22 protein-coding genes are annotated in these 25,085 nt (G+C 71.2%); 7 read left to right on the forward strand and 15 right to left on the reverse strand.

What is annotated here, in order from left to right; all coding sequences use genetic code 11:
* Positions 1-128: 128 nt before the first annotated feature.
* A complete protein-coding gene (locus AAW14_RS13820; protein WP_265563804.1) occupies positions 129-578 on the forward strand; it encodes a GNAT family N-acetyltransferase in 450 nt (149 codons plus the stop codon).
* 38 nt (positions 579-616) lie between these two features.
* On the opposite strand, the gene AAW14_RS13825 is transcribed toward AAW14_RS13820, so the two are convergent.
* Positions 617-751, reverse strand: a complete 135-nt coding sequence (locus tag AAW14_RS13825; protein WP_265563665.1) for a hypothetical protein — start codon at positions 749-751, stop codon at positions 617-619.
* 187 nt (positions 752-938) lie between these two features.
* On the opposite strand from AAW14_RS13825, the gene AAW14_RS13830 reads away from it, so the two are divergent.
* Positions 939-1,565: a class I SAM-dependent methyltransferase gene (locus AAW14_RS13830; protein ID WP_265563806.1), complete on the forward strand. Its 627-nt coding sequence runs from the start codon at positions 939-941 to the stop codon at positions 1,563-1,565.
* Positions 1,566-1,574: 9 nt separating this feature from the next.
* Here the strand turns inward: AAW14_RS13830 and AAW14_RS13835 are convergent, their stop codons facing one another.
* Both AAW14_RS13835 and AAW14_RS13840 read right to left on the reverse strand, forming a co-directional pair.
* Positions 1,575-2,075: a DUF402 domain-containing protein gene (locus AAW14_RS13835; protein ID WP_265563666.1), complete on the reverse strand. Its 501-nt coding sequence runs from the start codon at positions 2,073-2,075 to the stop codon at positions 1,575-1,577.
* Positions 2,056-2,985: a GNAT family N-acetyltransferase gene (locus AAW14_RS13840; protein WP_265563668.1), complete on the reverse strand. Its 930-nt coding sequence runs from the start codon at positions 2,983-2,985 to the stop codon at positions 2,056-2,058. The genes AAW14_RS13835 and AAW14_RS13840 overlap by 20 nt, the downstream gene beginning before the upstream one ends.
* Positions 2,986-3,056: 71 nt before the next feature.
* Between AAW14_RS13840 and AAW14_RS13845 the strand changes: the two genes are divergently transcribed.
* A complete protein-coding gene (locus AAW14_RS13845; protein WP_265563670.1) occupies positions 3,057-3,425 on the forward strand; it encodes a GntR family transcriptional regulator in 369 nt (122 codons plus the stop codon).
* Here AAW14_RS13845 and AAW14_RS13850 read toward each other — a convergent pair.
* Together AAW14_RS13850 and AAW14_RS13855 are read right to left on the reverse strand one after the other, a co-directional pair.
* On the reverse strand, positions 3,413-4,288 hold the full coding sequence (locus AAW14_RS13850) for a DUF72 domain-containing protein (protein WP_265563672.1): 876 nt from the start codon (positions 4,286-4,288) through the stop codon (positions 3,413-3,415). The genes AAW14_RS13845 and AAW14_RS13850 overlap by 13 nt on opposite strands.
* A gap of 50 nt (positions 4,289-4,338) precedes the next feature.
* Positions 4,339-5,433: a DUF5925 domain-containing protein gene (locus AAW14_RS13855; RefSeq protein ID WP_265563674.1), complete on the reverse strand. Its 1,095-nt coding sequence runs from the start codon at positions 5,431-5,433 to the stop codon at positions 4,339-4,341.
* Positions 5,434-5,599: 166 nt separating this feature from the next.
* On the opposite strand from AAW14_RS13855, the gene AAW14_RS13860 reads away from it, so the two are divergent.
* Positions 5,600-7,021, forward strand: coding sequence for a GH39 family glycosyl hydrolase (locus AAW14_RS13860; protein ID WP_265563677.1), 1,422 nt, complete (start codon positions 5,600-5,602; stop codon positions 7,019-7,021).
* Between the two features lie 77 nt (positions 7,022-7,098).
* Here the strand turns inward: AAW14_RS13860 and AAW14_RS13865 are convergent, their stop codons facing one another.
* The 6 genes from AAW14_RS13865 to AAW14_RS13890 form a co-directional block, all read right to left on the reverse strand.
* Positions 7,099-10,842, reverse strand: a complete 3,744-nt coding sequence (locus AAW14_RS13865) for a lipopolysaccharide biosynthesis protein (protein ID WP_265563678.1) — start codon at positions 10,840-10,842, stop codon at positions 7,099-7,101.
* Positions 10,835-11,635, reverse strand: coding sequence for a polysaccharide deacetylase family protein (locus AAW14_RS13870; RefSeq protein WP_265563681.1), 801 nt, complete (start codon positions 11,633-11,635; stop codon positions 10,835-10,837). Before AAW14_RS13870 ends, AAW14_RS13865 begins: the two co-directional genes overlap by 8 nt.
* Positions 11,632-12,636, reverse strand: a complete 1,005-nt coding sequence (locus tag AAW14_RS13875; protein WP_265563682.1) for a glycosyltransferase family 2 protein — start codon at positions 12,634-12,636, stop codon at positions 11,632-11,634. Before AAW14_RS13875 ends, AAW14_RS13870 begins: the two co-directional genes overlap by 4 nt.
* A complete protein-coding gene (locus AAW14_RS13880) occupies positions 12,633-13,451 on the reverse strand; it encodes a glycosyltransferase family 2 protein (RefSeq protein WP_265563684.1) in 819 nt (272 codons plus the stop codon). The genes AAW14_RS13875 and AAW14_RS13880 overlap by 4 nt, the downstream gene beginning before the upstream one ends.
* 369 nt (positions 13,452-13,820) lie before the next feature.
* Positions 13,821-14,915 carry a GNAT family N-acetyltransferase gene (locus AAW14_RS13885; RefSeq protein WP_265563686.1) on the reverse strand — a complete coding sequence of 365 codons (1,095 nt, stop codon included), beginning with the start codon at positions 14,913-14,915 and terminating at the stop codon, positions 13,821-13,823.
* 4 nt (positions 14,916-14,919) lie between these two features.
* A complete protein-coding gene (locus AAW14_RS13890) occupies positions 14,920-15,342 on the reverse strand; it encodes a hypothetical protein (protein WP_265563687.1) in 423 nt (140 codons plus the stop codon).
* 263 nt (positions 15,343-15,605) lie between these two features.
* Here AAW14_RS13890 and AAW14_RS13895 point away from each other — a divergent pair, with 263 nt between their 5' ends.
* Positions 15,606-16,412, forward strand: coding sequence for an SGNH/GDSL hydrolase family protein (locus AAW14_RS13895; protein WP_265563689.1), 807 nt, complete (start codon positions 15,606-15,608; stop codon positions 16,410-16,412).
* A gap of 3 nt (positions 16,413-16,415) precedes the next feature.
* Here AAW14_RS13895 and AAW14_RS13900 read toward each other — a convergent pair whose 3' ends face one another.
* The 4 genes from AAW14_RS13900 to AAW14_RS13915 all read right to left on the reverse strand — a co-directional run bounded on the left by AAW14_RS13900 (position 16,416) and on the right by AAW14_RS13915 (position 23,466).
* Entirely contained in the window at positions 16,416-18,041 is a 1,626-nt protein-coding gene (locus AAW14_RS13900; RefSeq protein WP_265563691.1) for a serine/threonine-protein kinase, read from the reverse strand.
* A gap of 63 nt (positions 18,042-18,104) precedes the next feature.
* Positions 18,105-19,775, reverse strand: a complete 1,671-nt coding sequence (locus tag AAW14_RS13905; protein ID WP_265563693.1) for a nickel transporter — start codon at positions 19,773-19,775, stop codon at positions 18,105-18,107.
* Positions 19,772-21,808: a tetratricopeptide repeat protein gene (locus AAW14_RS13910; protein WP_265563694.1), complete on the reverse strand. Its 2,037-nt coding sequence runs from the start codon at positions 21,806-21,808 to the stop codon at positions 19,772-19,774. Before AAW14_RS13910 ends, AAW14_RS13905 begins: the two co-directional genes overlap by 4 nt.
* Positions 21,809-21,939: 131 nt before the next feature.
* Positions 21,940-23,466, reverse strand: a complete 1,527-nt coding sequence (locus AAW14_RS13915) for a DUF4331 domain-containing protein (protein WP_265563697.1) — start codon at positions 23,464-23,466, stop codon at positions 21,940-21,942.
* Between the two features lie 178 nt (positions 23,467-23,644).
* On the opposite strand from AAW14_RS13915, the gene AAW14_RS13920 reads away from it, so the two are divergent.
* On the forward strand, positions 23,645-24,214 hold the full coding sequence (locus AAW14_RS13920) for a sigma-70 family RNA polymerase sigma factor (protein WP_265563808.1): 570 nt from the start codon (positions 23,645-23,647) through the stop codon (positions 24,212-24,214).
* Positions 24,211-25,032, forward strand: coding sequence for an anti-sigma factor (locus AAW14_RS13925; RefSeq protein ID WP_265563699.1), 822 nt, complete (start codon positions 24,211-24,213; stop codon positions 25,030-25,032). The genes AAW14_RS13920 and AAW14_RS13925 overlap by 4 nt, the downstream gene beginning before the upstream one ends.
* Positions 25,033-25,085: the final 53 nt, after the last annotated feature.

The raw sequence follows: 25,085 nt of genomic DNA on the forward strand, positions 1-25,085 counted from the left end.
CCCCGAGAACTCGTGGAATCGCCTGCTGAGGGCGGGTCGAGGAGATCCTTATGGCGCTGTTAAGGGGGTACTGAGACTGCGCTCAGGTAAGTACCGTGCGGTCCATGACAGATGCCAGGGCAGACGCCATGACGGCCGGGGACGTGAGGGCCGCCGTCGCCGCGGACGTGCCGGCCGTGCGGGCCGTGACCGACGCCGCGTACCACCACTACATCGAGCGCATCGGGGTGGTGCCGCAGCCCATGGAGGCGGACCACGCGGCGAACGTGGCCGCGGGGCGCGTGTTCGTGGCGGGGGAGCCGGTGGCCGGGCTCGTGGTGGTGGAGGCGCACGAGGACCATTTCTTCCTCGACAGCATCGCCGTGCATCCCGGCGCCCAGGCGCGGGGCGTGGGGCGGCGGCTGCTCGCCTTCGTGGACGCACGCGCGCGAGCACTCGGACTGCCCGAGGTCAGGCTCTATACGAACGCCATGATGTGGGAGAACCAGGAGATCTACCCGAGGTACGGATACGAGGCCGTGGAGCGCCGGGTCGACGGGCCGTACGACCGTGTCCACTACCGCAAGCGGCTGGACTGAGATTCTCGTGCGGTCCCAGGAGTGACGGGCCGACGGGCTCAGCCGTCCGGCCACCAGAGGCGAGCGATGTCCTTCCGCACCTCCGGCCGCTCGACGGGGCGTTCGTCGGCTTCCTCCCGCACTCGGCGGGATTCCGCCCTCTTCAGGGGCTTGTGCACGGTCACGCGGCGCATGGCTGCCTCCTTGTGTCTACCGGGTTCCGTATTTGTGCGGAGGTAGACCCTTTGGGTGAGGGTTGCTCATCGGTGGCGGTCTGTCTGTGGCGGCTGTCACGATCCGGTTGTCCGCGGCGGCTTTCACGATCCGGTTGTCAGTGGTGGCTGAGACCCTGGCGGCATGACCAGGTACATGACCAGGAACATGGCCAGTAACGAGGGCGCCGAAACCTCGGCGGCGCCCGGCGCGGACATCGACTGGAACGCCGAGGCCGCCACCTTCGACGAGGAACCGGATCACGGGCTGCGCGACCCCGTCGTGCGCGAGGCATGGGCCGCCCGGCTGGAGGCGTGGCTGCCCCCGCACCCCGGTGACCTCCTGGATCTGGGCTGCGGCACGGGCAGCCTGTCACTCCTCGCCTCCGAGCAGGGGCACCGGGTGACGGGCGTGGATCTGTCGCCGCCCATGGTCGCCCGGGCGCGCGCCAAGCTGGCGGGCCGCGACGCCGTGTTCCTGACCGGTGATGCGGCGCAGCCGCCGGTCGGCGAGCAGCTCTTCGACGCCGTGTTGGTGCGCCATGTGCTGTGGACCCTGCCCGACCCGGCCCGGACCCTGCGGCACTGGCGCGGACTGCTGCGCCCCGGCGGGCGTCTGGTGCTGGTGGAGGGCGTGTGGGGGACGACCAGCCTGGTCGGCATACCCGCCGACCGCCTGACCGCCCTGCTCACGCCCCTGGCCCGGGACGTACGCGTCGAGCGGCTGTCGGACGACACCCGGCTGTGGGGCAGGCAGGTGGAGGACGAGCGGTACGCGGTGGTGGCGGTGCCCTGACCGTCCCGCTCAGGCCGACAGGGCCCCGAAGTCGCCTTCGCGGGCGAGGAGTTCGAGGGTCTCGAGGGCCCGCACGGCCGCCGCGGCGGCCTCCGGATCCGTTCTCGCGAGGCCGCTCGCCGCGAACTCGTCCTCGTCGAGGCGGAGTACGGTCGTGCCGTCCGCGGAGCGCCACAGGTCCAGGTCGAGGTCCGGGACGACCAGTTCCCCGCCCCGGACGGCGGCCGGGCGGGTGATGTCGCAGTACCAGCCCTTCAGGACGCCCTGCCCGTCGCGGACCTCCTTGACCGCGTACCAGCGGTCGCGCCAGTAGTGCTCGGTGAAGACATCACCGGGTTCGAACCGTACGAAGCCGAAGTCCCGGACACCGTCGCCCGCCCACGGCGCGCGTACGGTGATGCGGTTGCCGTCGTCGTGGAGCAGCTCGGCGGGGTAACGGATCTTCGTACGGCCGGCCTTGACCAGGACGACCTCCATCCTGGTCGTCGTCTCAGCCGAGTTCGCGGACATGACGCACCTCCGTGGCGCAGATCTCGTAGCCGAGCCACTTGTTGATCGCGATCATCGGGGCGTTGCCGGCGTCGTTGCCCGTGAACGCCTCCGTGAACCCGGCGGCGCGGGCTCGGTGCAGGCTGTGGTTCTTGGCGAGCTTGGCGAGGCCGCGGCCGCGGAAGGCGCGGGCGGTGCCGGTCATCGCCGTGCCGTAGAGGGTGGTGTCGTCGGTACGGGCCGCGCTGAAGGCGGCGGGACGGCCGTCGACCACCGCCACCGAGGTCAGCTCGGGGCTGAAGAGGGGGTGGTGCCAACTCTCCCGGAGCCAGGCCTCGTAGTCGGCGAACTCGTGGGAGACGTCGCCCGGTTCGTCGGCCATCGTCTCCGCGTCCAGCTCGAACAGGGGGTGCGGGTCGTCGGCGAAGTCCGCGCCCGTACGCAACTCGACGCCGGGCGGCGGGCTTTGGAGCGGTGGCAGGTCGCGGTGCGCCAGATCCAGGCGGAAGAAGTACGCGGAGCGGCTCGCGCGATAGCCGTGCCGCTCGGCGAAGGCACGGCTGCCGGGCTCGTCCAGGACCCAGGCGAAGAGCCTCGTCGCGCCCATGGCGGACAGCTGCTCCTCGGCGGCACGGACGAGCAGCGATCCCGCGCCGCGGCGCGTGCGCTGCGGGTGCACGTACACGTTGACGAAGCCCTGGCCGGGTTCCGGGCTGTCATGGACGATTCCGGTCTGGGCCGTGCCGACGATCTCGCCTTCCTCCTCGGCGACGAGCTGCCGGTAGTGGGCGCCGGGGTGCCTGTGGGCGGCGTCGTGGGCGATCGACTCGGGGGTGCACAGGACGAAGGGCAGAGCGAGACGCCGGACCCGGGCGAAACCCTCGGCGTCGGCGCGTACGTCGGGGCGTAGGTCGCGCACCATCACTGTCATGACGGCGCACGGTACGCGGCCGAAGCGTGGGGGTGCCTCTCATTTTCCGGCGGATGCGGGACAATCTCCTCGTGACCTTGAAGATCCACATCGACGGGAGCGCGCCGCCGTACGAGCAGGTACGGGCGCAGATCTCCGAGCAGGCAAGGGCGAGGGAGCTGCCGGTGGGATACCGGCTGCCGACCGTGCGCGGACTGGCCGAGTCCCTCGGCCTCGCGGCGAACACGGTCGCCAAGGCGTACCGGGCGCTGGAGGCGGACGGAGTCATCGAGACCCGGGGCCGCAACGGAACGTTCGTGGCCGCCGCCGGCTCGGCCGCGGAACGTGAGGCAGCGTCGGCCGCGCAGGCGTATGCCGAGCGGGTCCGGCGGCTCGGGCTGGCCGAGGACGCGGCGCTGGCCGCCGCGCGGGACGCCCTGCGGGCGGCTTACGGGAGCTGAGAGGCCGGTCGGCCGGCTGCCCGGTTAGGCCGGGCCGGTTCGGCACCGCAGGGAGAACGGCCGGACATCTCCTGGGACTGCGCGGCGGACGCGGGTGCCGCACCCAGCTGTTGGGGTGTACGGGTGACCGCCAGGCCCGCCGCCCCAGCCACGCGGGCGAACACCCTCGCGTCCTCCACCGCCGCCGCGTGCGGGTCGTTGTTGAAGTAGGCATGGACGTCCCGGTCGTCGGGCCAGGCCTCCGCGATGCGCTGGACCCATGACGTCAGGGACCTGCGGCCGTAGCGCGGCCACGGCTGGGCGCGCCCCGCGTGGAAGCGGACGTAGCCCCAGTCGGCGGTCCGCCACAGCGGGGTGACCGGGCGGGACAGTACGTCGGCCCAGCACAGCGCGGCGCCCCGGGCCTCGAGCACCCCGCGCACCTCCGATGTCCACCAGGAGTCGTGGCGTGGTTCGACCGCGACCCGGGTGCCGGACGGGAAGCAGGCCAGGCAGTCGTCGAGCAGGGCGGCATCCGCGCGCAGTGTCGGCGGGAGCTGGAGCAGCACCGGGCCGAGGCGCCCGCCGAGGCCCGCCGCATGGTCCATCAGGCGGTGCACCGGCTCCTCGGGGTCGCGCAGGCGTTTGATGTGCGTCAGATAGCGGCTCGCCTTCACCGCGACCACGAAGTCCTGCGGCACCCGCTCCCGCCAGCTCTCGAAGGTCTCCCGGGACGGCAGCCGGTAGAAGGCGTTGTTGATCTCGACCGTCGCGAACCGCCTCGCGTACTCCTCCAGCCACAGCCGCATGGGCACGTCGGCCGGGTACAGGACGTCGCGCCAGTCCTTGTACTGCCACCCCGACGTGCCGACGAACAGGGTCATACATCCATCAAAGCATCGGCCGCGGCCTTTCACAGGGTGCCGCAGGCGCCCTACAGGTACAGCCCCGAGTCGGCCCCCGCCCGTGGGTCCGGCACCGATGTCGGCGACGTCCCCCGCCGCAGCGCGTACAGCTCCGCCAGGGTCGCCCCCTCACGGTTCACGCCCTCCTCACGGCCCAGCCAGTTCACCGCCTCGGGCCGGGTCAGCGGGCCGACCTCGATGCGGGCCAGACAGCGTCCGGGACGGACGACGGCCGGATGCAGGCGCTCCAGGTCCTCGTTGGTCGTGACGCCCACCAGGACGTTCCTGCCCTGGCCCAGCAGCCCGTCCGTCAGGTTCAGCAGCCGGGACAGGGCTTGGCCCGCCGTGTGCTTGGCCTCGCCGCGGATCAGCTCGTCGCAGTCCTCCAGCAGTAGCAGCCGCCAGCGGCCCTTGCCCGCGCCGTCCTCCTCGCCGATCGCGATGTCCATCAGATAGCCGACGTCGCTGAAGAGCCTCTCCGGGTCCAGGACGCAGTCCACCTGGCACCAGTCCCGCCACGAGCGGGCCAGCGTGCGCAGCGCCGACGTCTTGCCCGTGCCCGGCGGTCCGTGGAGTAGCAGCAGGCGGCCCGCGATGTCCTCCGGTGTCGTCTTCATCAGCCGGTCCATGGCGTCCGCGACCGGTGCCGTGTAATTCGGGCGGACCTCCTCCCACGTACCCGCCGAGATCTGGCGGGTGGTGCGGTGCGGGCCCCGCCTCGGAGAGACGTACCAGAAGCCCATCGTCACGTTCTCCGGCTGGGGTTCCGGCTCGTCCGCCGCGCCGTCCGTGGCCTGGTGCAGCACCCGCTCCGCCAGCTCGGCGGTGGTCGCGGTCACCGTGACGTCCGCGCCGCGGTTCCAGCGGGAGACCAGCAGCGTCCAGCCCTCGCCCTCCGCCAGGGTCGCGCTGCGGTCGTCGTCGCGGGCGACCCGCAGCACCCGGGCGCCCGGCGGCAGGAGCGTCGCCCCGGAGCGGACGCGGTCGATGTTCACCGCGTGCGAGTACGGCTGCTCGCCCGTCGCGAAGCGGCCGAGGAACAGCGCGTCGACGACGTCGGACGGCGAGTCGCTGTCGTCGACGTTGAGCCGGATCGGCAGAGCGTCGTGTGGGTTCGCAGACATGCCGCCATGATCCGTCACACCACGGTCCCGTGCACCCGGTTTCCGCAGTGCGCCGGGTGTGTCGGCTGTGCGCCGTATTCCTGTTCCCTCCGGTCCGTCCTGTTGCCGGACCGTCGTATGACGGAATCCGCCCTTCGGTCGAATTCCGCCGTTACTGTGGCCCATGATGGGACGTCATGGGTGGGTTTCGGGGGCAGGGCGGTGGCGCCTCACCGCACTGCTCGGCGTGGGGGCGGCCGCTCTGGCCCTGGTGGTGACCCTGATCAGCACGCTGCCCGGCAACGGCGCGAGCACCAGAGGCACCACCCGCGACGGCGACAAGGTGCACGGCACGCCCGCCACCCCGCCCGCGGAGACGAAACCGGACGTCGGCTGGGGCTTCACCCACACCCAGTACAGCGCCGACGAGGGCAGCTCCGCCGCCACCACACGCGTCGAGGGACTCCTGTCGGGGACGGCGCTGCCGCAGAATCAGGCCATAATGGGCTGGGGCGCGGGCAACCCCGAACCGGTCAAGGGCCGTTACGACTTCACCGAGATGGACCGTCGCATCGACTTCGTCCGCGCGTCGGGCGGCACCCCGGTCGTCACCCTGTGCTGCGCCCCGGACTGGATGAAGGGCGGCAGGGCGGGCGCCGACAACACCAACTGGAGCCAGTCCGCGCTGGAGACCGCCCCGACCCCCGGCCACTACAAGGACTTCGCCGCCCTCGCGGCGACCGTCGCCAGGCGCTACCCGGACGTGCGTCACTTCATCGTCTGGAACGAGTTCAAGGGCTTCTGGAACGACTCCAAGGCCCGCTGGGACTACGAGGGCTACACCGAGCTCTACAACCAGGTCTACACGGCGCTCAAGCAGGTCGACGACAAGATCATGGTCGGTGGCCCGTACCTCGTCATGGACAGCGTCAACCCGCGCCAGAAGGACAACGCCGCAACAGCCCTGCGCGGTACCTGGGGCGCCATGGACCAGCGGGTCCTCGATGCCTTCGACTACTGGAACGCGCACAAGGCGGGCGCCGACTTCGTCGTCGTGGACGGCTCCAGCTACACCAAGGACGACGACCTGCTGCCCGACGAGTTCGCCGCCACCGACAAGCTCACCGCCGTCGGCGCCTGGGTGCGGCGGCAGACCCGCGGCCTGCCGCTGTGGTGGGCCGAGTACTACGTCGAGCCCGCCGACGGCAGCGACAACCGCAAGGGCTGGACCGAGGACCATCGCGTCGCCGTCCAGGCCACCGGGATGATCGCGATGGTCAGGGGCGGCGCCTCCTCCGGCTTCTACTGGAACCCGGAGGAGCAGCAGGGCACCGGCTGCGCCGGCTGTCTGTGGACCCCGACCGCTGCCTCGGGCGGCGGCCGGCCACTTCCCATGTACGACCTGGTCTCCCGTTTCGGCAAGGAGTTCCCGCCCGGTACCGCCTACCGCACGGTGCCGGTCGCCAAGGACGACGTCCCCAACGTCCGTGTCCTTGCGAGCGACAGGGCGGTCCTGGTGGTGAACATCCTCGACCGTCCGATCAGCGCACAGGTCGACGGCAAGCGGTTCGACATGAAGCCCTACGAGGTGAAGTGGCTTCGGCGCTGAGCCGCCCCGGGTTTCCGCGCCGAGCCCTTCTCGCCTCGTCCGTTTCCTGTTTCACCCCGTAGGTTCCGTTCCGTGCGTCAGCCCTTCCCCATGGTCAGGAACCGCTGCACCAGTGAGGCCAGGAACACCGCGAGCAACGGCAGCGAGAACCAGAAGCTGCTCTGCAGCCACCGCAGCTGCCGTATGCCCGGTTGCACCGCGACCCGTACCACCTCGCGAGCGATGAGCAGCAGAACCAGCGCGACGGTCGCGAGCCCCCCGACGACCGACCACGGCGTCCAGGTCACCCGCGGTCCGATCGGCCCCGGATGCGGCTTCGCGACCTCGCCCGCGGGCTGCTTGCGCAGCGCGTACAGGGTCACGTCGTCGTTGGCGAGGACCTTGGTCAGCTCCTGGCGGTCGTCCAGGTTCTTGATGAGCCGGGACTCCCAGGTCGCCGGGTAGCCCACGTCCATCCGCAGGTAGGTCACCTGACTGCGGTTGATCATGAGGTACGAGTTCGGGCCCGCGTCCTTCAGCGACTTGACCAGGCCCGACACCAGGACCGGATCGCCGGGTGCCAGCGTCGGCACGTACTGCACCTTCTCCATGTCCTTCGCGCCCCACGGCATCGCGGGTGTCACATTGTTGACCGTGTCGTTGCTCATCCACAGCAGCCGTACGGTCGGGTTGTCGTGCGCATACACGTAGTCCATGGCCGCGACCTCGCCCGGGCGGATCCGCTCGAACGTCTCGTTGCCCCAGCGGGCCACCAGGAAGCCGCCCATCAGCAGCAGGCCCGCCATGAGCGCCGCGAGCGGGGCGAGGCTCACCCGGTCCTTCTCCCGCTCCTCGGCCGTCGCGCCGGCACGCGGGAAGAGGGCGAGCCCGCCGAGCAACGCCGCCCCGGGCACGGCGAACATGAAGACGCGCAGCGCCATTTCACCGCCGTACGACTGCATGCCGAAGCCCAGGAACGGCACCAAGGTGAGCACGAGCAGCGACCGCTCGCGGTACCGGTGGCGGCGACGCCGCCACCAGCCCCAGCACGCGAAAGCCATCACACCGCCGGCCAGCAGCACCCGTGTGTAGAGCACGAGCTTGTGCGTCGAGTCGCCACCCTGGATGCGCCCGGAGACGGACGTCGACACATTGCTGCCGACGCCGCCGACCCCACCGAAGAGCTCGTTGAAGTGCCCGGACCAGTACGGCTCGGCCATGAATCCGACCCAGAACGCCACCAGCACGGCGAACAGGATCGGCAGGCCGCGCAGTTCGCAGCGGCCGGCCACGACGAGGGCCGCGAGCACGCCCAGCATCACGAACGGGGTGAGCTGATGGGCCGGGACGCTCGCCGCGTACAGGCCGGTCAGCACCATGAGCAGCACGGCCCGCTGACGGCGGTCGGTCGGCTCGACCTCCGCCTCGCCGGGCCGCGCCTTCGTCCAGATCACGCGCGGCGCGCGGAACCACACCAGCAGGATCGCCGCGAAGACCAGGTAGAGCAGATAGGTGAAGCCCTGCGGGGAGAAGTAGTCCTGGCCCACCCAGCCGCTGAGTACGAAGATCCAGATGCCGGTCCACTTGGCGCGCCAGCTCGCCCGCAGGGCGCGCACCAGCAGGAACATGGGTGCCAGATAGAGGAGTTGCATGGTCAGCGGCCACCAGCGGATGACCTCGGTGAGGTCGGTGACCCCGCAGGCCTTCGCGACGAACGCGGCCCCCGCGAAGAAGCCCGGCCAGCTCCAGCGCGCGTCCAGGTCCGGTACGGCCGAGCCGGTCCGGTCGATGTAGTCGATGAACCCCAGGTGCTGCCACGCCGTCGCGAACCGTGGCTCGGCCTCGATCACCGCGGGCAGCGCGTGCAGCGACACCACCGTGGCGAGCAAGGTGGCCAGCAGCAGCCCCCTGTGCTCGCGGCCGCGCCACAGCAGCGCGGCGAAGACCACGACCAGCAGCGCGGCCCCGGCCAGCGTCGGCAGCGGCAGGACCGAGATCAGTCCCAGGCCGCCCATCCGGTCCAGGGAGACGTCACCGAGCGCCAGCGCGGGCACCCAGTACAGCACCAGCGCGGAGAAGAGCAGACAACCGAGCAGGAGCACTCCGTTCGGAGCGCCGGAAGCGTGCGGGTCGCCCGTGAGCTGCGGGTCGTCCGTGGCTTGTCGCGCAGTTCCCCGCGCGGCCTCGGAGGCGCGGCTCTCCCCCTCCTCCACCGGCAGCCCCACCGCACCCTCCGGGAGCTTCAGCCGCAACTCCCAGGTCCGGTCGCGCTCCTCGCGCTCCTCGCGCACCGCGGGTGTCCCGGTGGGCGGTGTGCCCGGGCCGGGGCGTACGTCCGGCCGGCGTTCCACATGGTCGAAGTCGACGTGGATGCCGAGCGCGAGCGTGTCGGCGTCGAGCTTCTTCGCCCAGGACGGCCCGCTCCTCGGTGCGGGGACCTCGCGCGCCCCCAGGTCGGCGAGGTCCCCGTCCGGCGCCGCGTCCTCGGGCAGGGCGTCCGCGGGCGCGGCGCGCACGATCCTGAACAGCTTCGGTGCGGCGATCGACACGATCACCGCGAGGCTGGAGATCTCCGCGACGCCCGCGCCGGTCAGCCCCATGCGGGGAAGCAGCAGCAGGGTCAGCCCCAGCACCAGGACGCACAGCAGGCCCTGGAGGCAGGCGAGTCCCAAGGTGCGGCTCTGGGCGCGCAGCACGGCGAAGTACGTCTCCATGACCACCCGCAGCAGCGCGCCGACCGCGAACCAGCGCAGCAGCGGGGTCGCCGAGTGGGCATAGCCCTCGCCGAAGACGTGCAGGATGAGCGGCGCTCCGAGGAACAGCAGGCCGCACACCGGCAGCATGATGCGGGCCATGCGTTTGAGCGCGGCCCGGGTGTTGGCGGCGAGCCGGGCCGGCTCGTGCGAGCCCTCGACGGTCAGCGACGCGCCCATGTTGATGGCGAGCAGGTTGACCGTGCCGCCGATGGTGGTGGTGATGTAGAAGTACGCGTTGTCCGCGGAGCTGACCTGCGAGGCCACGATCACCGGGACGAGGTAGACCACGGCGAGCGAGAACAGCGAGCCGGTGTAGTCGCCGGCCAGGAACCGCCCGACCTCCTTGAGGGACGGCGGCCTGGCGTGCTCCTCGGTCGCCTCGATGTGCCGGGGCACCAGGCGCCGGAACACCAGCCAGCCCAGCGGCAGCACGGACGTGGCGATGGCCGCCACCCAGGAGACGAAGACACCCATCATGGGGATCGCGGCCGCGAGCCCGACCAGCAGCACCAGCTTCACCGCGGAGAACACGGTGTTGCCCACCGGAACCCACAGCGCACTGCGCAGCCCGGTCAGCACACCGTCCTGGAGGGTCAGCAGGTTCCACGAGACGACGGCCACCACGAAGACGAGCGCCGTACCCGGTCCGTGCAGAAAGCGGTACGAGGGCCCCCACACGTCCAGCGTCAGCAGGAAGACCCCCGACGCGAGTGCCACGACGACCGAACTCCCGGCGTACGTACGGAAGATGAGACGTCCGGTGGTCCGGCCCGAGACCGGTATGAAACGGGCGAGGGCACCCGTCAGCGTCACCGCGGTGAGCCCGGCGAGGAGCTTCATCGCGGCGATCGCGGCCGAGCCCTGGCCGACCGCGGAATCGGAGTAGTAGCGGGCCGCGACCAGCCAGTAGCCGAGGCCGAGCACCGCGGAGATACCGGTGTTGAGCATCAGCGCATAGGCGTTGCGGAACAGCTGGTTGCCGCCGCCCCCGCCGCGTCCCGGCAGGCGGAGGCGGCGCCCGGACTGTTCGGTCGCCGTGGTCGTGGCCTGTGCGGCCTGGGTGGTGGTGGTCGTCGTGTCAGACACGGGAACGCATGGCCTTCCGGCGGACCTGTCGTGCTCTTCGGACCACGGCGTACCCCTGGGTGAGGACGCGGTCCCTGGCGAAGTTGCGGGCGATCGCGCGGCCCTGGACGAGCCGCTCGAACTCCTCGACACCGGTACTGCGGCGCACGGTGACCCGTTGCAGCGCGTACGGGCCCTGGCGGCGGCGCGCGAGAGCGTTGCCGACGGCGAGCGACTGGCGGTATCCCGCCTCGCGCACCGTGCGGCGCACCCGGCGGCTGGAGTAGCCGTACGGGTAGGCGAACGAGACCGGGCGGGTGCCCAGTTCGTCGGCGACGATCTCCGTGCAGCGCCGCAGCTCGAACCGGAGGGCGTCGTCGTCCAGCTGGTCGAGCTGCGGATGGGTGTGGCTGTGTCCGCCGATCTCGGCCCCGGCGCCCGCGAGATCGCGGACCTGGTCCCAGTGGAGCATGGTGTCCAGGCCGCCGCCGGTGTCGTGGGCACCGCGGATCCAGCCGGTCGAGACGAACAGCGTGGACGCGAAGCCGTGCTTGGCGAGCACGGGCAGGGCGTGCCGGTGCACGCCCTCGTAGCCGTCGTCGAAGGTGATGAGGACGGGGCGCTCGGGCAGCGGACCGTCCTCCCGCCAGCTCCTCGCCAGATCGGCGGTGGTGACGGGTGTGAAACCCAGGTCGCCCAGCAGGGCCATCTGCTCCGTGAAGGCCTCGGGCGCCACCGACAGGGCGCGCGTCGCCTCGTTCGGTGCCGTGGCGACCGAGTGGTACATCAGAATGGGCACGGCCAGGTCGCTCATGCTGCCTCCCCCTCGCCCTCCGGGATCCGCTCGATCGGGACCACCGAGAACACGGTGCCGCCCCTGCGCGCCCGGACGCTCCCGAGGACGTATCCGCCGGCCGCGGTGAGCACCCCGGCCACGATCGCGCCCGCCCGGCCCGCGCCGCCGGGGCGGCCCAGCAGGGCGTCGCGCAGCCCGCGGGCCACCCCGGCGGGCAGAACCCGGGTGGTGTAGCGGCGCTCCGACTCCAGGCCCTTGTCGGAGCCGACGCTCCGGGCCACGAGCGCCTTGGACAGGCCCTCGGCATAGGTACGGGTGCGGAAGTACGCGAAGTGCTCGCGCGGCGCGGGCACCCGGTGGTGGATCACCGCCCGGTCGTCGATCAGCAGGACCGCGTCGGGCCTGGCCCGGGCGAGGCGGATGCACAGTTCCGTCTCCTCGCAGCCCAGCGGGCGCTTGTCGCCGTCGCGCCCGATGCCCGTGGCGAAGCCGCCCGCGGCCTCGAACGCCGCACGGCGGAAGGAGGCGTTGCCGCCGAGGACGTTGCGCACCCGGACCCGGCCGGGCGGCAGTCCCCTGTACGTACAGCCGACCACCCAGTCGAACTCCTCGGGGAACCAGGCCGGGCGACGGCCCGACGCCCAGACCGGCATCGTACGGCCACCGACGGCCATGACACGTCGATCCTCGTACCCTTCGGCGAAGTGTTTCAGCCAGTCCCGCTCGGCCACGGCGTCGTCGTCGAGGAACGCGATGATCTCCCCGTGCGAGGCGGCGATTCCCGTGTTGCGTCCGGCGGACAGGCCGCGGGGGCCCGCGTTGGCAATCACGCGGACCTCCTCGACCTCCTTGTACTCCCCGGTCAACCGTTCCCGCAGGGTCTCGTTGTGGTCCACGACCAGCAGCGTTTCGCGCGCGGGCCGGGACTGCGCCCGCACCGAGGCGACCGCCGCGAGGATGTCCTCCCAGCGGTCCTCGGTGTAGACGCAGATCACCACGGAGATGTCGGGGTAGCTCAAGACATCTCTCCCTGACCGGAGTTGAGCGCCACGGCGTGCGGGCGGCGGCGCAGCGCGCGCCTGTTGGAGCGCTCCTTGAGGATCACCTTCAGTACCCGGAACCCGTCGCGCACCGCGCGCAGGTTGCTGGCGCCGTGGATGCGGAGGTACTCGTGGCTGGGTATCTCCTGCACCTTGAGGCCGGCCTTGACCACCCGGATGTTCATCAGGGTCTCGACCTCGAAGCCGGTGCAGTCGAGGTCGATCTGGTCGAGGCAGTGCCGCCAGAACGCGTTGTAGCCGTAGCAGAGGTCGGTGTAGCGGGCGCCGAACTTGGCGTTGACGATCGCGCACAGCACCCGGTTGCCCAGCTTGCGGATCGGTGTCATGTCGGAGGTGCCGCCGCCGTTCGCGAAGCGCGAGCCCTTCGCGAAGTCGGCGCCGGACACCAGCGCGGAGACATAGCTGACGATCTCGTGACCGTCCGCCGAGCCGTCCGCGTCGACCATCACGATGATGTCGCCGGTGCAGGCCTCGAACCCGGTGATCAGGGCATCCCCTTTGCCCTTGCCGCGCTGTTCGACGACCTTCACCTCCGGCCACAGCTCACGTGCGACCTGCACGGTGTCGTCGGTGGAATTCCCGTCGACAAGGACCACTTCATGAATCCAGCCGGGAAGGGTCTTGAAGACGTAGGGGAGATTCTCCGCCTCATTCATGGCGGGGATCACGACACTCACCGGCGGCGCAATGGCCAGGTGAGAGGAGATGGGCCGGTACTTCCCCGGCGTTAACGGATCTTGTCCCGAAACTGCCGGGCGCAATACAGAACTCATGAGTCTGGTCCCTCTCGTCCGGTGGACCGTCCGCCCCTGGACAGTCCGGCTCTTTGTCCGGTTCGAAAGGGGGGTTCTCACTTACGTCATGCCGAAATGGATCTCCGTGCATGCCGGGTGAGCTGGCAAAGCTGGCCGTCTGCCGGAAAAACGGCAGCCGGTCGCGCGGCACGACTCGGTACACCTGTGGTCACCGAGCACGGCACCCCCCCTACCGCGCCCCGCCCCGAAACCATCGCGGACCCTGAGCCCTCCCCTGGAGCCGCCTGATGATGGGTCGATGCGGGTTGATGTATGACGGTATTGACGATTGCGACTTTATGGCAAGACCTGGGACGTGTCCCGGCTTTTTGTTGGTATGGTCGTAACTCAACCCTTCGAACGGATTTTCCCCATCCGTTTGAGGATCCGGTCGGCGGGTTCGAAAAGTTCCGGCCGTGACAGCACCGCATTGCGCAGTGCCCGGACCGGGGCGCGGCGCGCCCGGTGTCCGAGTGCAACGGGGTGACGACGCGTCACCCACCCTTCCGACACGAGGAGTTCCCGTGTCTTCAGGGAGTCCTTGTATTCCTTGTGGCCCCGCCCGAGATCCAAATAGGCTATGCCGTCCGCGGCGGCGGCCTCGGCCATCCGCAGATGCAATATCAACCCGGGCGAGTATTTCGCGAATGCCGTGTCGTACGCCGGGAACCAGCAGGCCAGCACCCGTTCGGTGCGCAGTCCGAAGTGCGCGGCGACCGGCCTGCCGCCCACGTAGAGCACCGACAGGATCCCCGCGAACGGCTCCGAGCGGGTGTGGAAGAGCTGCTGCACCAGCTGGTTGATCCAGGGGTGCGCGAAGCGGTCGCTGCGCCCGGTCCTGCGGTACTGCGCGGACTTCCAGGCCATCAGCGTGCGCAGGGCGGCCGGGTCGTGCTCATGGTGGACGTAGCGCACCTCGCCGGCGTCCCGTCCGAGTTTGCGCTCCTTGGCGAGCGTCGTACGGGTGAACTTGGGCGACCGGGCGCGCAGTCGGCTCAGATAGGCCTCGTATCCCTGGTCGATGTCCATGACCGGGGACGGGAAGGTGCCCGAGGCTCCTGCCTCGAACGGCGTCTGGCCTTCCACCAGGTGGTCGAACTCCCAGACGGCGAGCCCGCAGGCCCGCAGCAACTCCTGTGCGTCCCAGGCGAAGCCAGGCCGGTGCACCAGCCCCTGGCTGTCCGAGACGCCGAGGCCCACGGCCCGGCCGACGCCGGCGGCGGTCCTCTGGAACGGGAAGAACGCGGCCGGCTCGCCGTCCTCGCGGACCACCGCGATCCGTACGCCGTGTCTCGCTCTGCCCACGGCGAGCGCGAACTCCGGGGACAGGAACGGGTTGGCCAGTTCGGGCGAGCCGTTCAGATGGGCCTTCGACTGCAAAGCCGTCCACGCCGCCCGGTCGGCGGAGCCGAGCTCGCCGGGGCGGTACACGCTGATGTCCACGTCTTCAGGCCCGTCTTCTCGCCGTACGGCGGCGCTGCCGTCGTACCAGTACCAGCAGGAGAGCGAGGGAGCTGATCACGGTCACGGCGACGATCCCGCCGGTGACCGACCACCGGTGCACCGCCAGCATGCCCTGGGCGACGAGCAGGTCGGTCGCGATCGCTCCCGCGACGGACACCACCGTGCGGGCGAAAGGTTCCAGCCCGCGCAAGGCGGCGCCGACGGCCGTGGCCGGCGCGGCGAGCAGGAAGAACAGCGCGAACGGGCCGCGCAGCGGTGAGTCGGCATCGACGAAAGCGAGGATCGCGCCGATCCCCGCGACGGCGACCGCCGCGCCCGCGAGCAGGGGAAACAGGTCCCTCCCCGGATCCTGTCCCGACCACCCGTCGTTGCCTGATGAAGGTGGCTTGATGCCTAAGGTCTGCATTGGCGACTTTGCCCCCCGAAGCGCCGGATGCCGGGCTTCAATGTCGCGCAGCAGGCGGAGGGACGTCAAGATGCGGAAGCGGGACGCGCGGATTCTTGGCCGGCTTTGAACATCCGTTCCCCAAAGACGGTGTGGCCTCCGGGGAACCGTCGTGTGGGCGTTGATCCTGTTGAATGCCGAAATGGTCTTGGCATGGACACTTCCTGTCAACACGCGTAGCTGCTACCACGGTTGTGGCAGAGATCCTGCTAAAGGGAGGTTCCATGAGACGTTCCCGATATGCGGCATACGTGACGTCGCTCCTCCTCGCCGTCGGCCTCGCCCTCACCGGGGCCGCCGCGGCGCAGGCGTCCCCCCTCACCGCGACCGGGGGTTATGTGGCCCTCGGCGACTCCTACTCCTCCGGCGTCGGCTCCGGCAGCTACATCAGCTCGAGCGGCAACTGCAGCCGCAGCACGAAGGCCTACCCGTACCTGTGGCAGGCCGCCCACGCACCCGCGTCCTTCGGCTTCCTCGCCTGCTCGGGCGCCAAGACGACCGACGTCCTCAACAATCAGCTCGGCACCCTCGGTTCGGCCACGAGCCTGGTGTCCCTCACCATCGGCGGCAACGACGCCGGCTTCTCCGATGTCATGACGACCTGTGTGCTCCAGTCCGACAGCGCCTGCCTCTCGCGGATCGCGACGGCCAAGGCGTACGTGGACTCGAGCCTGCCCGGCCAACTGGACAACGTCTACTCGGCGATCAGCGCCAAGGCCCCCTCGGCGCACGTCGTCGTGCTGGGCTACCCCCGCTTCTACCAGCTCGGCACCACCTGCCTCGGTCTCTCCGAGACCAAGCGGTCCGCGATCAACGGCGCCGCCGACTACCTGGACGCCGCCATCGCCAAGCGCGCCGCCGACCACGGCTTCACCTTCGGTGACGTGCGCGCCACGTTCAGCGGCCACGAGATCTGCTCCGGCGACCCCTGGCTTCACAGCGTCAACTGGCTGAACATCAGCGAGTCCTACCACCCGACCGCGGCCGGCCAGTCCGGCGGCTATCTGCCGGTGCTGACCAGCGCGGCCTGACCGTCATGAACTGGAGGGGGAGGCCCCGCCCGACGGGGTCTCCTTCTCACACGTCACCGAGAACGGCACGGAGTTGGACGTGACCCGCACCGGAGCGCGTACCTCCACGCCGATCTCGTTCTGCACCGAGCCGCCCGCGTCGTACGTGGTGACGACGACCTGCCGCTGCTTGGTCCGGTCGCTGCCCGCCGAGAACGACAGGGTCTTCCAGCCCGGGTCCGACACCTGCCCGGTCTTGGTCACCCAGCGGTAGGACACATGGACCGGGACACTGCCCACCGTGAACGTCGCCGTGAAGGTGGGTGCCTGCGCGTCCGGCGGCGGACAGGCGCCGGTGTAGTCGGTGTGGCTGCCCGAGACGGTCACCTGGACGGTCTGGGCGGTCGGGCTCGCGGTGCGACTGCCGCCGCTGCCACTGCCCGACGTCGATCCGCCGGAGGGGGCGGTGCCCGCGCCGGTGCTCCTCTCGGGGCTGCCCGAACGGCCCGAGCCTCCGCCCTCGGCGCCGCCCGCGCGGGTGGAGCCGCCGCTCGAACTGCTCGTACCGCCGCCGTTGTCGTGGTTCATCAGCGCGTACGTCACTCCCGCCAGGGCCAGGGCGAGCGCGGCCAGGCCCGCGACCAGCACGACGGCGGCACGGCGGTTGCGCCGCGGAGGATCGACGGGAGCCGTGTGAGCGGGCCGTGTGGCTGCGGTGGTGGGGGCGGGCGTGGAGGCGGATGCAGGCAGCGGGGGAGTCGGCGGCCCGCTCGGATACGCGGCGACCGTCGGCGTGTACACGGGTGCGCCGGTGCGAGGGGTACCGCCCGCTCCGATGACCCGCAGGTCCTGCTCGGCCCGTTCGGCGGAGATGCGCTCCGCCGGGTCCTTGCGCAACAGCCCCTCGATCACCGGAGTCAGCGGACCGGCCCGGCGCGGTGGCGGCAACTCCTCGTCGACGACCGCCCGTAGCGTGCTCAGCGGTGTGTTCTGCCGGAACGGTGAGTTCCCCTCGACCGCCGCATACAGCAGCACACCGAGCGACCACAGGTCCGACTCGGGGCCCGGCGTGCGTCCGAGTGCCCGCTCGGGGGCGAGGAACTCCGGCGAGCCGATGACCTCGCCGGTCATGGTCAGCGCGGAACTGCCCTCGACCATGGCGATGCCGAAGTCCGTGAGGACCACCCGGCCGTCGTTCGCCAGCAGGACGTTGCCCGGTTTGACGTCGCGGTGCAGCACCCCGGCGGCGTGCGCGGCGCGCAGGGCGGCCAGCACCTCTGCGCCGATGTGCGCGGCCCGCTGCGGGGGAATCGGTCCCTCCGCGTCCAGCAGGTCCGACAGGGCGATGCCGCGGACCAGCTCCATGACGATCCAGGGCCGCCCGTCCTCGTGTGCGACGTCGTAGACCGTCACCACGTTGCGGTTCGCCACCCGGGCCGCGGCCCAGGCTTCGCGCTCCAGCCGGGCGTACATCCGCTCCACCTCGGCCGAGGGCAGTCCCGCCGGAGCGCGCACCTCCTTGACGGCCACCTCACGGTGCAGGACCTCGTCACGGGCCCGCCACACCGTCCCCATGCCGCCCTGGCCGAGAGGGGACAGCAGACGGTAGCGACCCGCGATCACACGTTCATGGCCCGGTTCTTCGGACACGGGCGTCCCCCATTCGCATCCGCGCGACGTATGAACTCCGCGTGATTTCTCCCCAAAAGTAGCTCAACCCAGTGCGGATGCCGCCCCCTTGAACACCAGTCCGGCCCCGAGGGCCACGACGACGAAGGCGGAACCCAGGGGAGCGGTGCGGCGTACCAGCGTGGCCGCCGGGCCGCGGGTCCAGCGTGGCCGCCGGTCCAGCAGACGGTTCATCCCGCTGCCCAGCTTGACCACGGCGAACCCGGCGGCGGTCAGCGTCAGGGCGAGCCCGGCGCCGTAGGCGACGACGAGCAGGAGACCGAACCAGGCCTGGCCGAGCGCGGTGGCCCCGACGAGGACCACCACGGCGGAGGGGCTGGGCACGAGTCCGCCGGCGAAGCCGAGGAGGATCGTGCCGCGGAGGGTGGGGGCGACGGGGTGGGTGTGGGTGACGCCGCCGTGGGTGTGGGGGATGCCGTGGGCGTGTTCCCGGGCGTGGTCGTGGGCGTGTTCCCGGGCGTGGTCGTGGGTGTGGTCCGGGCGGTCGTGCGCGTGGTCGTGGTTGTGCGCGTGGTCCGGGCGGTCGTGCGCGTGGTCGTGGTCGTGCGCGTGGTCGTGCCCGGGTCCGTTGTCGTGGCCGTGGTGGTGGTCGTGCCCGTCGTCGTGGGTGTGCGCGTCTCCTCGCTGCTGGGTGTGCAAGTGTCCGTGGCCGTGCGCGTGCCCCCGGTTGCGCCATGCCCGTCGTACGAGGGACGTGCCCGCCAGGATGACGAGGACCCCGCTCGCCAGGCCCAGCCATGCGATCACCGAGGGCGTAGCGGCGGAACCGGCGGTGACCAGCAGGCCCAGGGCCACCACTCCCAGGGTGTGGGTGACCGTCACCGACGCGGCCAGAGGAAGAACGTCGCGCAGCCTCGCACGGCCTCCGCGGGCCGCCGCGCTCGCCGCCATCAGGGTCTTGCCGTGGCCCGGCGCGAGCGCGTGCATCGCGCCGAGGCCAACCGCGATGACCAGGGCGAGCGCGCCGAAGCCGAGGGTGAGGTGGTGACTGGCGACCAGATCGTCCAGCGCCCGGGTCCAACGGTCGGCGTCGCGCGGCAGGATGGAGGCCGCCGGCGCGTCCGGGCGGTCGACGGTGAGGGCGGGGCCGCCGGGGCGCACCCGCAGGGAGGCCTCGAAGGTATCGGCCGGTGAGGAGAGCAACTCCTTCGGATAGGTGATCAGTTCATGGGACACCGACACCTTCGGCACGGTGGACGCGGTGAGCGTCATGCGGTCGCCGCGCGCGGTTATCTCCCGCCAGCCGGGCCCGGTGGTCGCGCCCGCGCTGTGGAAGCCGACGACGAGGGTGTCCGCCTTGGGCAGCGGGGCCGTCAGCCGGCACTCCACGCGCAGGGTGTTCAGCCCCGCCTGGCCGGGCCGCAGTTGTGCGCGGCTCGCGCCGACGGTGAGCACGGCCTTCCGTCCGCCCACCGTGACCTTGCTGCCTTCGGCGGCCTTCGTGCACCGCCCCCGTGCCCATGCGGTGAGGCCGAGCCGTTCCAGGTCGGGCCTGGCCTGGGTGGCCGGGATCTCCGCAAGATCCTCGACATGGTCGATCCGCAGCTGCCCCGGGGCGGCGACCAGGCCGTCGTACCGGTTGACGGTGAAATTGCCGAGCGGGTGGGCGCTCGCGTGGCCGGAAGGGGCGAGGACGAGCAGGCAGGCGGCCGTGAGGACGGCCGCGCCGGAGGCGACGACACGGCGCAGGTTCACTTCATCGCCTCCAGGGCCTTGCGGGCCTCGCGCGCGCCCAGGGGTGAGAAGCCGGAATTGAGGCCGAGGGCCGCGGTGAGCGAGGCTCGGGCCTGGTCCGGGTGTCCGGCGGCGCGCTCGATCATGCCGCGGTGGTAGAGGAAGGCCGCGTTGCGGTAGCCGGTGGCCGTGGCCTGCCGGGCGTAGGGGAGGGCCTCCTGGTCGCGGCCGTTGACGTGCAGCGCCCAGGCGAGGGCGTCCGCAGTGTGCACGGTGTGGCGGCGTGCCCACTCGGCGCGGGCGGCCTTCAGGGCGGCCGTGCGGTCCCCGTGGTCGGCAGCGGCGAGGGCCGTGTCGAGGTCGGCGTTGACGCCGTTGGCGCGGGCCAGCGAGACCCAGGCGTCGACCAGTGCGTACTGGTCGTGGGCCTTGGTCAGGTCGTCGCCTTTGCCGCGCGCCTCGTACAACTCGCCCAGTTCCACGAGGGGTTGGGGGAGCGGATAGCGGTCGACGACCTGCTCCATTCCCCGGATCGCGTCCGCGGTGTCGCCTTGGGCCGCCTGGGCGCGGGCGCGGCCCTCCAGCGCAGGGAGGTAGGTGTCGTCTGCCGCGAGGGCGCGTGCGTAGTCGGTGAGAGCCGTCCCGTAGTCGCCCTGGCTCCAGGCGAGTTGGGCGAGCGCGGTCGCCACGTAGGCGATGTCGCCGCGGGAAGTGGCCGAGGCGAGTGCCTGCTCCAGGACGCGGCGGGCGGTGTTCACGTCGCCGCGCAGTTCGTGGACGTAGGCGTAGCGGGTGAAGACGGGAACGCCGGGGTGGCGCGAGTCCGCCAGGTCCGCCGCCTTCGAGGCGTCCGCGTAGCGCCCGAGTTCGACCAGCGCGTCGATACGGGAGGACAGGGCGCGCTCGCTGTAGGGGTTCTGCTGCAGGGCGAGGTCCGCGTACTTCAGGGCGTCGGTGAAGTCGTGGCGGGCCGCGGCGAGGGCGGCCCGGCCGGCGAGCGCGGCGTCGTTGTCCGGGCGGAGCTCCAGCGAACGGTCCAGCGTGCTCTGCGCCTGAGGGTAGCGGGAAGGGTCGCCCTTGGTGCGTGCCTGTTCGACGTACGCGAGGCCGAGGGTGGCCCAGCTGCCGTAGTCCCGTGGCTGGGCGCGGAGATGAGCCTGCAGGGCCCGGATGCTCGAGTCGAGGTCGCCGCCGGCGAGCAGTTCGGGCGAGATCCCGGCGGGCGCGGATGCGACGGGCGCCGTGCCGCTGTCCCGCACGGCTCCTACGGCGACGGCCCCGGCGGTGAGCGCAACGGCCAACGAGGCGGCACAGAATCCGAGCTGCACGACCCGCCACCGCCGCCCCGCAGCGGCGAACCTCCGCACCGCGACGACCCGCTCGTCGCCACCACCGGCGGCTTCGCAAGAGGGTGCGTCGCCGTCCGGCGGTGAGGGGGGCGTCTTGCCGTCCGGCGGTGAGGGGGGCGTCTTGCCGTCCGGCGGTGAGGGGGGCGTCTTGCCGTCCGGCGGTGAGGGGGGCGTCTTGCGGTCCGGCGGTGAGGGGGGCGTCTTGCCGTCCGGCGGTGGGGGCGCGCCCTCCGTCGTTGCGGGGGCCGCCGACTCACCGTCGACCAGCTCGCCACCGCCGTCGCCAGCCTGAGCCGGAGCGTCGACGTGTGCCTCGGCGTGTGTGGCGGCGCCCTCGCCGAACTCCTCGGCGCTCTCGTCGTACTCGTCCGCGCCCGTGGCGATGCTCCCGCAGCGCTCTCCGATGCTCCCGCTGCTCGCCCCGGCGCCCGTGGCGGCGCTGCCGCCATACGCTCCGGCGCTCGCAGCACCGTTCCCGCCGTCTGCTCCGGCTCCGGCGTGCTTCACACCGCTCCCGTTGCCTTCCCCCGCGGTCATGGCGGCGTTCGCGCTCCCCGCCCCGCCGCTCACGGCGCCCGCCCAGGCGCCCGTCGCGCCCGCCTCGCCGCTCGCCTCCACCGCGCGGAGCGGTGGCTTCGGTGGCTCGGCCTTCGGCCGGTCGCCGTGCCCGCTCTCCGGCGCGCTCTCGTTGGTACGCGGGGACATGCCCTCTCCTCAGTTCTGCTGGGCGGAAACGGTCGGGCGGCGCGGCCCGCGCCGTGGGGGATGGGGAGGTACGGGCCGCGCCGGTCGAGGGGGACGGGGCCGAAGAAACCGGTCCCGTCCGGTGGGCCGGGTCAGTAGGCCCGGTAGCGGGTGCGTCGGCGCCACCACATCACCGCGGTGCCGACCAGCAGGACCCCGGCGACGCCCGCCGCCGCCGACGTCGCGATCAGTGTGGTGTCGGAGCCGCTCGCACCGGTCGCCTGCAGCCCGTCGCCCAGCTGGTCGCGCACGCTGTTGCCGGTGCCCTTCGCCAGCGGACCGCGCGAGCCCGAAGTCGGCTCCGCCAGATACGGGAAGGAGTGCCCGAACTTCTGGTCGTTCGCGTCGACCCCGTCCCCGAGGCCGGTCTTCTGACCGCTCAGGAAGCCCTCCATCACCTGCAGCGCCTCGTCGATCACGTCATCGGTGAGCCGACGCCCGTTCGGGAAGCCCGCGTTGTCACCGTCGAGTACGCCCAGCCGCTTGGGGTCGGCGCTCGGCTTGATCGAGGTGTTGAGCCGCAGCTCCTCCGCCGGCCGTACGTTCGGCGGCTGGTTGAGGCCCTTCACGCCCTTCAGGAAGACGTCCACCAGGTCGTTGCGGGGCTCGGACGGCGCCTTGATCTTGTAGATCGACTCGATGAGCTTCGGCAGCTCCGGGTTGGTCACGTTCTTCAGGAACTGCGCGTCGTGGCTCGGTGAGGACGCGTTGAACTTGTCCTTGTCCTTCTGTGGGTTGACCACCTCGTTGACGAGCGGGTTGCCGAGCCGCGAGACCTGCGTCCAGTCGCCGTGCGCGTCCTTGCGCTGGACCGTCGACCAGATACCGACGACCGGCTGGTCCTTCGAATCGCGGATCAGGTCGTTCGGCACCTGCAGGGCGAGGGAGTTGACGTTGTAGCCCTTGAGGGTGTCGTTGCCGACCTCCGAGAGGTTCCCGCCGTACAGCAGGTCGAAGACGCGCAGATCCGCGAAGAAGGGGTCTTCGGCCTGTCCGGCGAACGTCGTCGCGCCGCCCGCGAGCTTGTACACGGCCTGGTAACGCAGCTTGCCGTAGTCCGGCATCGACGCCTTGCCGACGTTCGACGGCGCGACCGGAACGTTGTCGGCGACCTTGGTCCGGGCGACGACCTTCTCCTTGTGCAGCTTGAGCAGGTCGATGTCGTAGGTCTGCGTGATGTTCAGGTTGGGGTCGTCGAGGCTTTTGACCGCGCCGGTGTTGTACAGGAAGGTGTTGCCGTTCTTCCTGTGCGTCTTGAACGTGTACCGGAAGACCAGATCGCTCTGGGCGTCACCGTTCCGGTCGATGTGGATGTCGTACTGGGCGTCGTCCGCGAAGGTGTAGAAGTTCGGTCCGCCCGCGGGCTCCTCGAAGGGGATGAAGTTCGCGATGACCGTCGTCGTGTCGGGCTTGTCGGGGCTCACGAACGCGTACAGGTCGGTGTTGTCGTACTGCGGCTGTCCGGAGATCAGCGGGGCCTCCCGGTGGGAGGAGGCGGAGGCCGCCCCCGGTTCCAGCACGGTCACACCGGCGGCCGCGAGCCCTCCGGCGGCCAGCGCGCCACAGATGAGGGCCGCGATGCTCCTGCGCCCCACGCCTCTCCTGGAGATAGGTGTCATGCCGTCCGTCCTCAGTGCCAACTTGCCTGACGCTCGGGGATTCGGAGCGGACGCCGTAGCGGATTGGTCGAGTCTGAAAAATCATTTCGTGCCTGCTCCACCCGCGTTTTCGCCACGCTGATCCGTAACACCGTCCGAGGGCGTGAGCGCAGAAGGTGCCACAGGGACGCAAGCTGCCGTGCGAGCGGCGGAGAGGGGGTTACGGGTGGAGGCGGACGAACTTCTGGTGCTCGTGGCCGGAGGCGACCAGAAGGCCTTCGAAGAACTGTACGGACTGGTCTCCGGACCGGTGTTCGGGCTGGTGCGCCGGGTCGTACGGGACCCGGCGCAGTCGGAGGAGGTGGCTCAGGAGGTGCTGCTCGAACTGTGGCGCTCGGCACCGCGGTTCGATCCCGGCCGCGGCAGCGCCCTGTCGTGGATACTCACCCTCGCGCACCGCCGGGCGGTCGACCGGGTGCGCAGCGCCCGCGCGGCCGGCGAGCGCGAGCGGCGCGAGGCCCGGCGCGCCCTCCACCCCGCCTTCGACCACGTCGCCGAGGAGGTGGAGGCGGGCCTGGAGCGCGAGTGGGTGCGACGGTGCCTGGACCGTCTCACGGCCCTGCAACGGCAGTCCGTCACGCTCGCCTACTACGACGGTTACACGTACCGTGAGGTCGCCGAGCGGCTCTCGCTGCCGCTCGGCACGGTCAAGACACGGATGCGCGACGGACTCACCCGGCTGCGCGAATGCCTGGGAGGGGTCGCATGAGCATCTTCTCCCGTCTGCGCTCCGGCGATCTGCACTCCCTCGCCGCGCCCTACGCCCTCGACGCGCTCGAACCCGACGAGCGGCGTCGCTTCGAGAAGCACCTCAAGGGCTGTGACCGCTGCGCCGGCGAGGTGCGTGCCCTGTCCGAGGACGCCGTCCGCCTCGCCTGGTCCACCACGGCCCTGGCCCCGCCCGGTCTGCGGGACCGGGTCCTCACCGCCGTACGCACCATGCCCCAGGACCCCTCGCCGGCGCAGGACGCGCCCCGCGCCCGCGCCCCGCATCTGCCCCCGCACGTCTGGGGTGCCGCACCGCCGCCCCCGCGCGCCCGTGCGCCCCGAATGCGGCCACTTTTCGCCCCGTTCGCCACCGCCACGGCCGCGGCGGCCCTCGTCGTCGCCGCGCTCTTCGCCGTGCAGGCCACCCACACGCAGGACCGACTGGCCGCGGAGCGCGCGCAGGCGCGTGAGATCGCCCACGTTCTCGCCGCCCCGGACGCCCGTGCGACCAGCGACCGGGACGCCGACGGCCGAGGAATCGGAGTAGTTGCTTCCGCATCCGAGGGGCGCGCCGTCGTCACCCTCAGCGGACTCGGAGCACTTCCGAGCGGCCGTGTGCATCAGCTCTGGCTCATGCGCCCCAACGTGCAACCGCGCTCCCTGGGGCTCTTCAGCGGTGACGCGCCCCTGGTCGCGAGCGGCCTCGGCAAGTCCGCGACGTCACTCGCAGTAACCGTGGAACCCGACGGGGGCTCAGCTCAACCCACCGGTCAGCCAGTTGTTCAACTCGCCCTGCAATCCGTCGGATTCGGACAGTAGTCGTCAACCCCCTTACAGAGAAGGTGAATCCTGTGCCCGCGATACACGAGTGC

Origin of the sequence: Streptomyces hygroscopicus (genome assembly GCF_026168105.1) — a bacterium.
Classification (GTDB): domain Bacteria; phylum Actinomycetota; class Actinomycetes; order Streptomycetales; family Streptomycetaceae; genus Streptomyces; species Streptomyces hygroscopicus_D.

Excerpts from the sequence above, each read along its gene's own strand:
- AAW14_RS13910 (WP_265563694.1), bottom strand. The coding sequence starts at position 21,808 with ATGTCCCCGCGTACCAACGAGAGCGCGCCGGAGAGCGGGCACGGCGAC.
- AAW14_RS13830 (WP_265563806.1), top strand. The coding sequence starts at position 939 with ATGGCCAGTAACGAGGGCGCCGAAACCTCGGCGGCGCCCGGCGCGGAC.
- AAW14_RS13895 (WP_265563689.1), top strand. The coding sequence starts at position 15,606 with ATGAGACGTTCCCGATATGCGGCATACGTGACGTCGCTCCTCCTCGCC.
- AAW14_RS13915 (WP_265563697.1), bottom strand. The coding sequence starts at position 23,466 with ATGACACCTATCTCCAGGAGAGGCGTGGGGCGCAGGAGCATCGCGGCC.
- AAW14_RS13850 (WP_265563672.1), bottom strand. The coding sequence starts at position 4,288 with ATGACCCTGTTCGTCGGCACGTCGGGGTGGCAGTACAAGGACTGGCGC.
- AAW14_RS13860 (WP_265563677.1), top strand. The coding sequence starts at position 5,600 with ATGGGACGTCATGGGTGGGTTTCGGGGGCAGGGCGGTGGCGCCTCACC.
- AAW14_RS13890 (WP_265563687.1), bottom strand. The coding sequence starts at position 15,342 with ATGCAGACCTTAGGCATCAAGCCACCTTCATCAGGCAACGACGGGTGG.
- AAW14_RS13855 (WP_265563674.1), bottom strand. The coding sequence starts at position 5,433 with ATGTCTGCGAACCCACACGACGCTCTGCCGATCCGGCTCAACGTCGAC.
- AAW14_RS13925 (WP_265563699.1), top strand. The coding sequence starts at position 24,211 with ATGAGCATCTTCTCCCGTCTGCGCTCCGGCGATCTGCACTCCCTCGCC.
- AAW14_RS13820 (WP_265563804.1), top strand. The coding sequence starts at position 129 with ATGACGGCCGGGGACGTGAGGGCCGCCGTCGCCGCGGACGTGCCGGCC.
- AAW14_RS13835 (WP_265563666.1), bottom strand. The coding sequence starts at position 2,075 with ATGTCCGCGAACTCGGCTGAGACGACGACCAGGATGGAGGTCGTCCTG.
- AAW14_RS13840 (WP_265563668.1), bottom strand. The coding sequence starts at position 2,985 with ATGACAGTGATGGTGCGCGACCTACGCCCCGACGTACGCGCCGACGCC.
- AAW14_RS13870 (WP_265563681.1), bottom strand. The coding sequence starts at position 11,635 with ATGAGCGACCTGGCCGTGCCCATTCTGATGTACCACTCGGTCGCCACG.
- AAW14_RS13880 (WP_265563684.1), bottom strand. The coding sequence starts at position 13,451 with ATGAGTTCTGTATTGCGCCCGGCAGTTTCGGGACAAGATCCGTTAACG.
- AAW14_RS13825 (WP_265563665.1), bottom strand. The coding sequence starts at position 751 with ATGCGCCGCGTGACCGTGCACAAGCCCCTGAAGAGGGCGGAATCCCGC.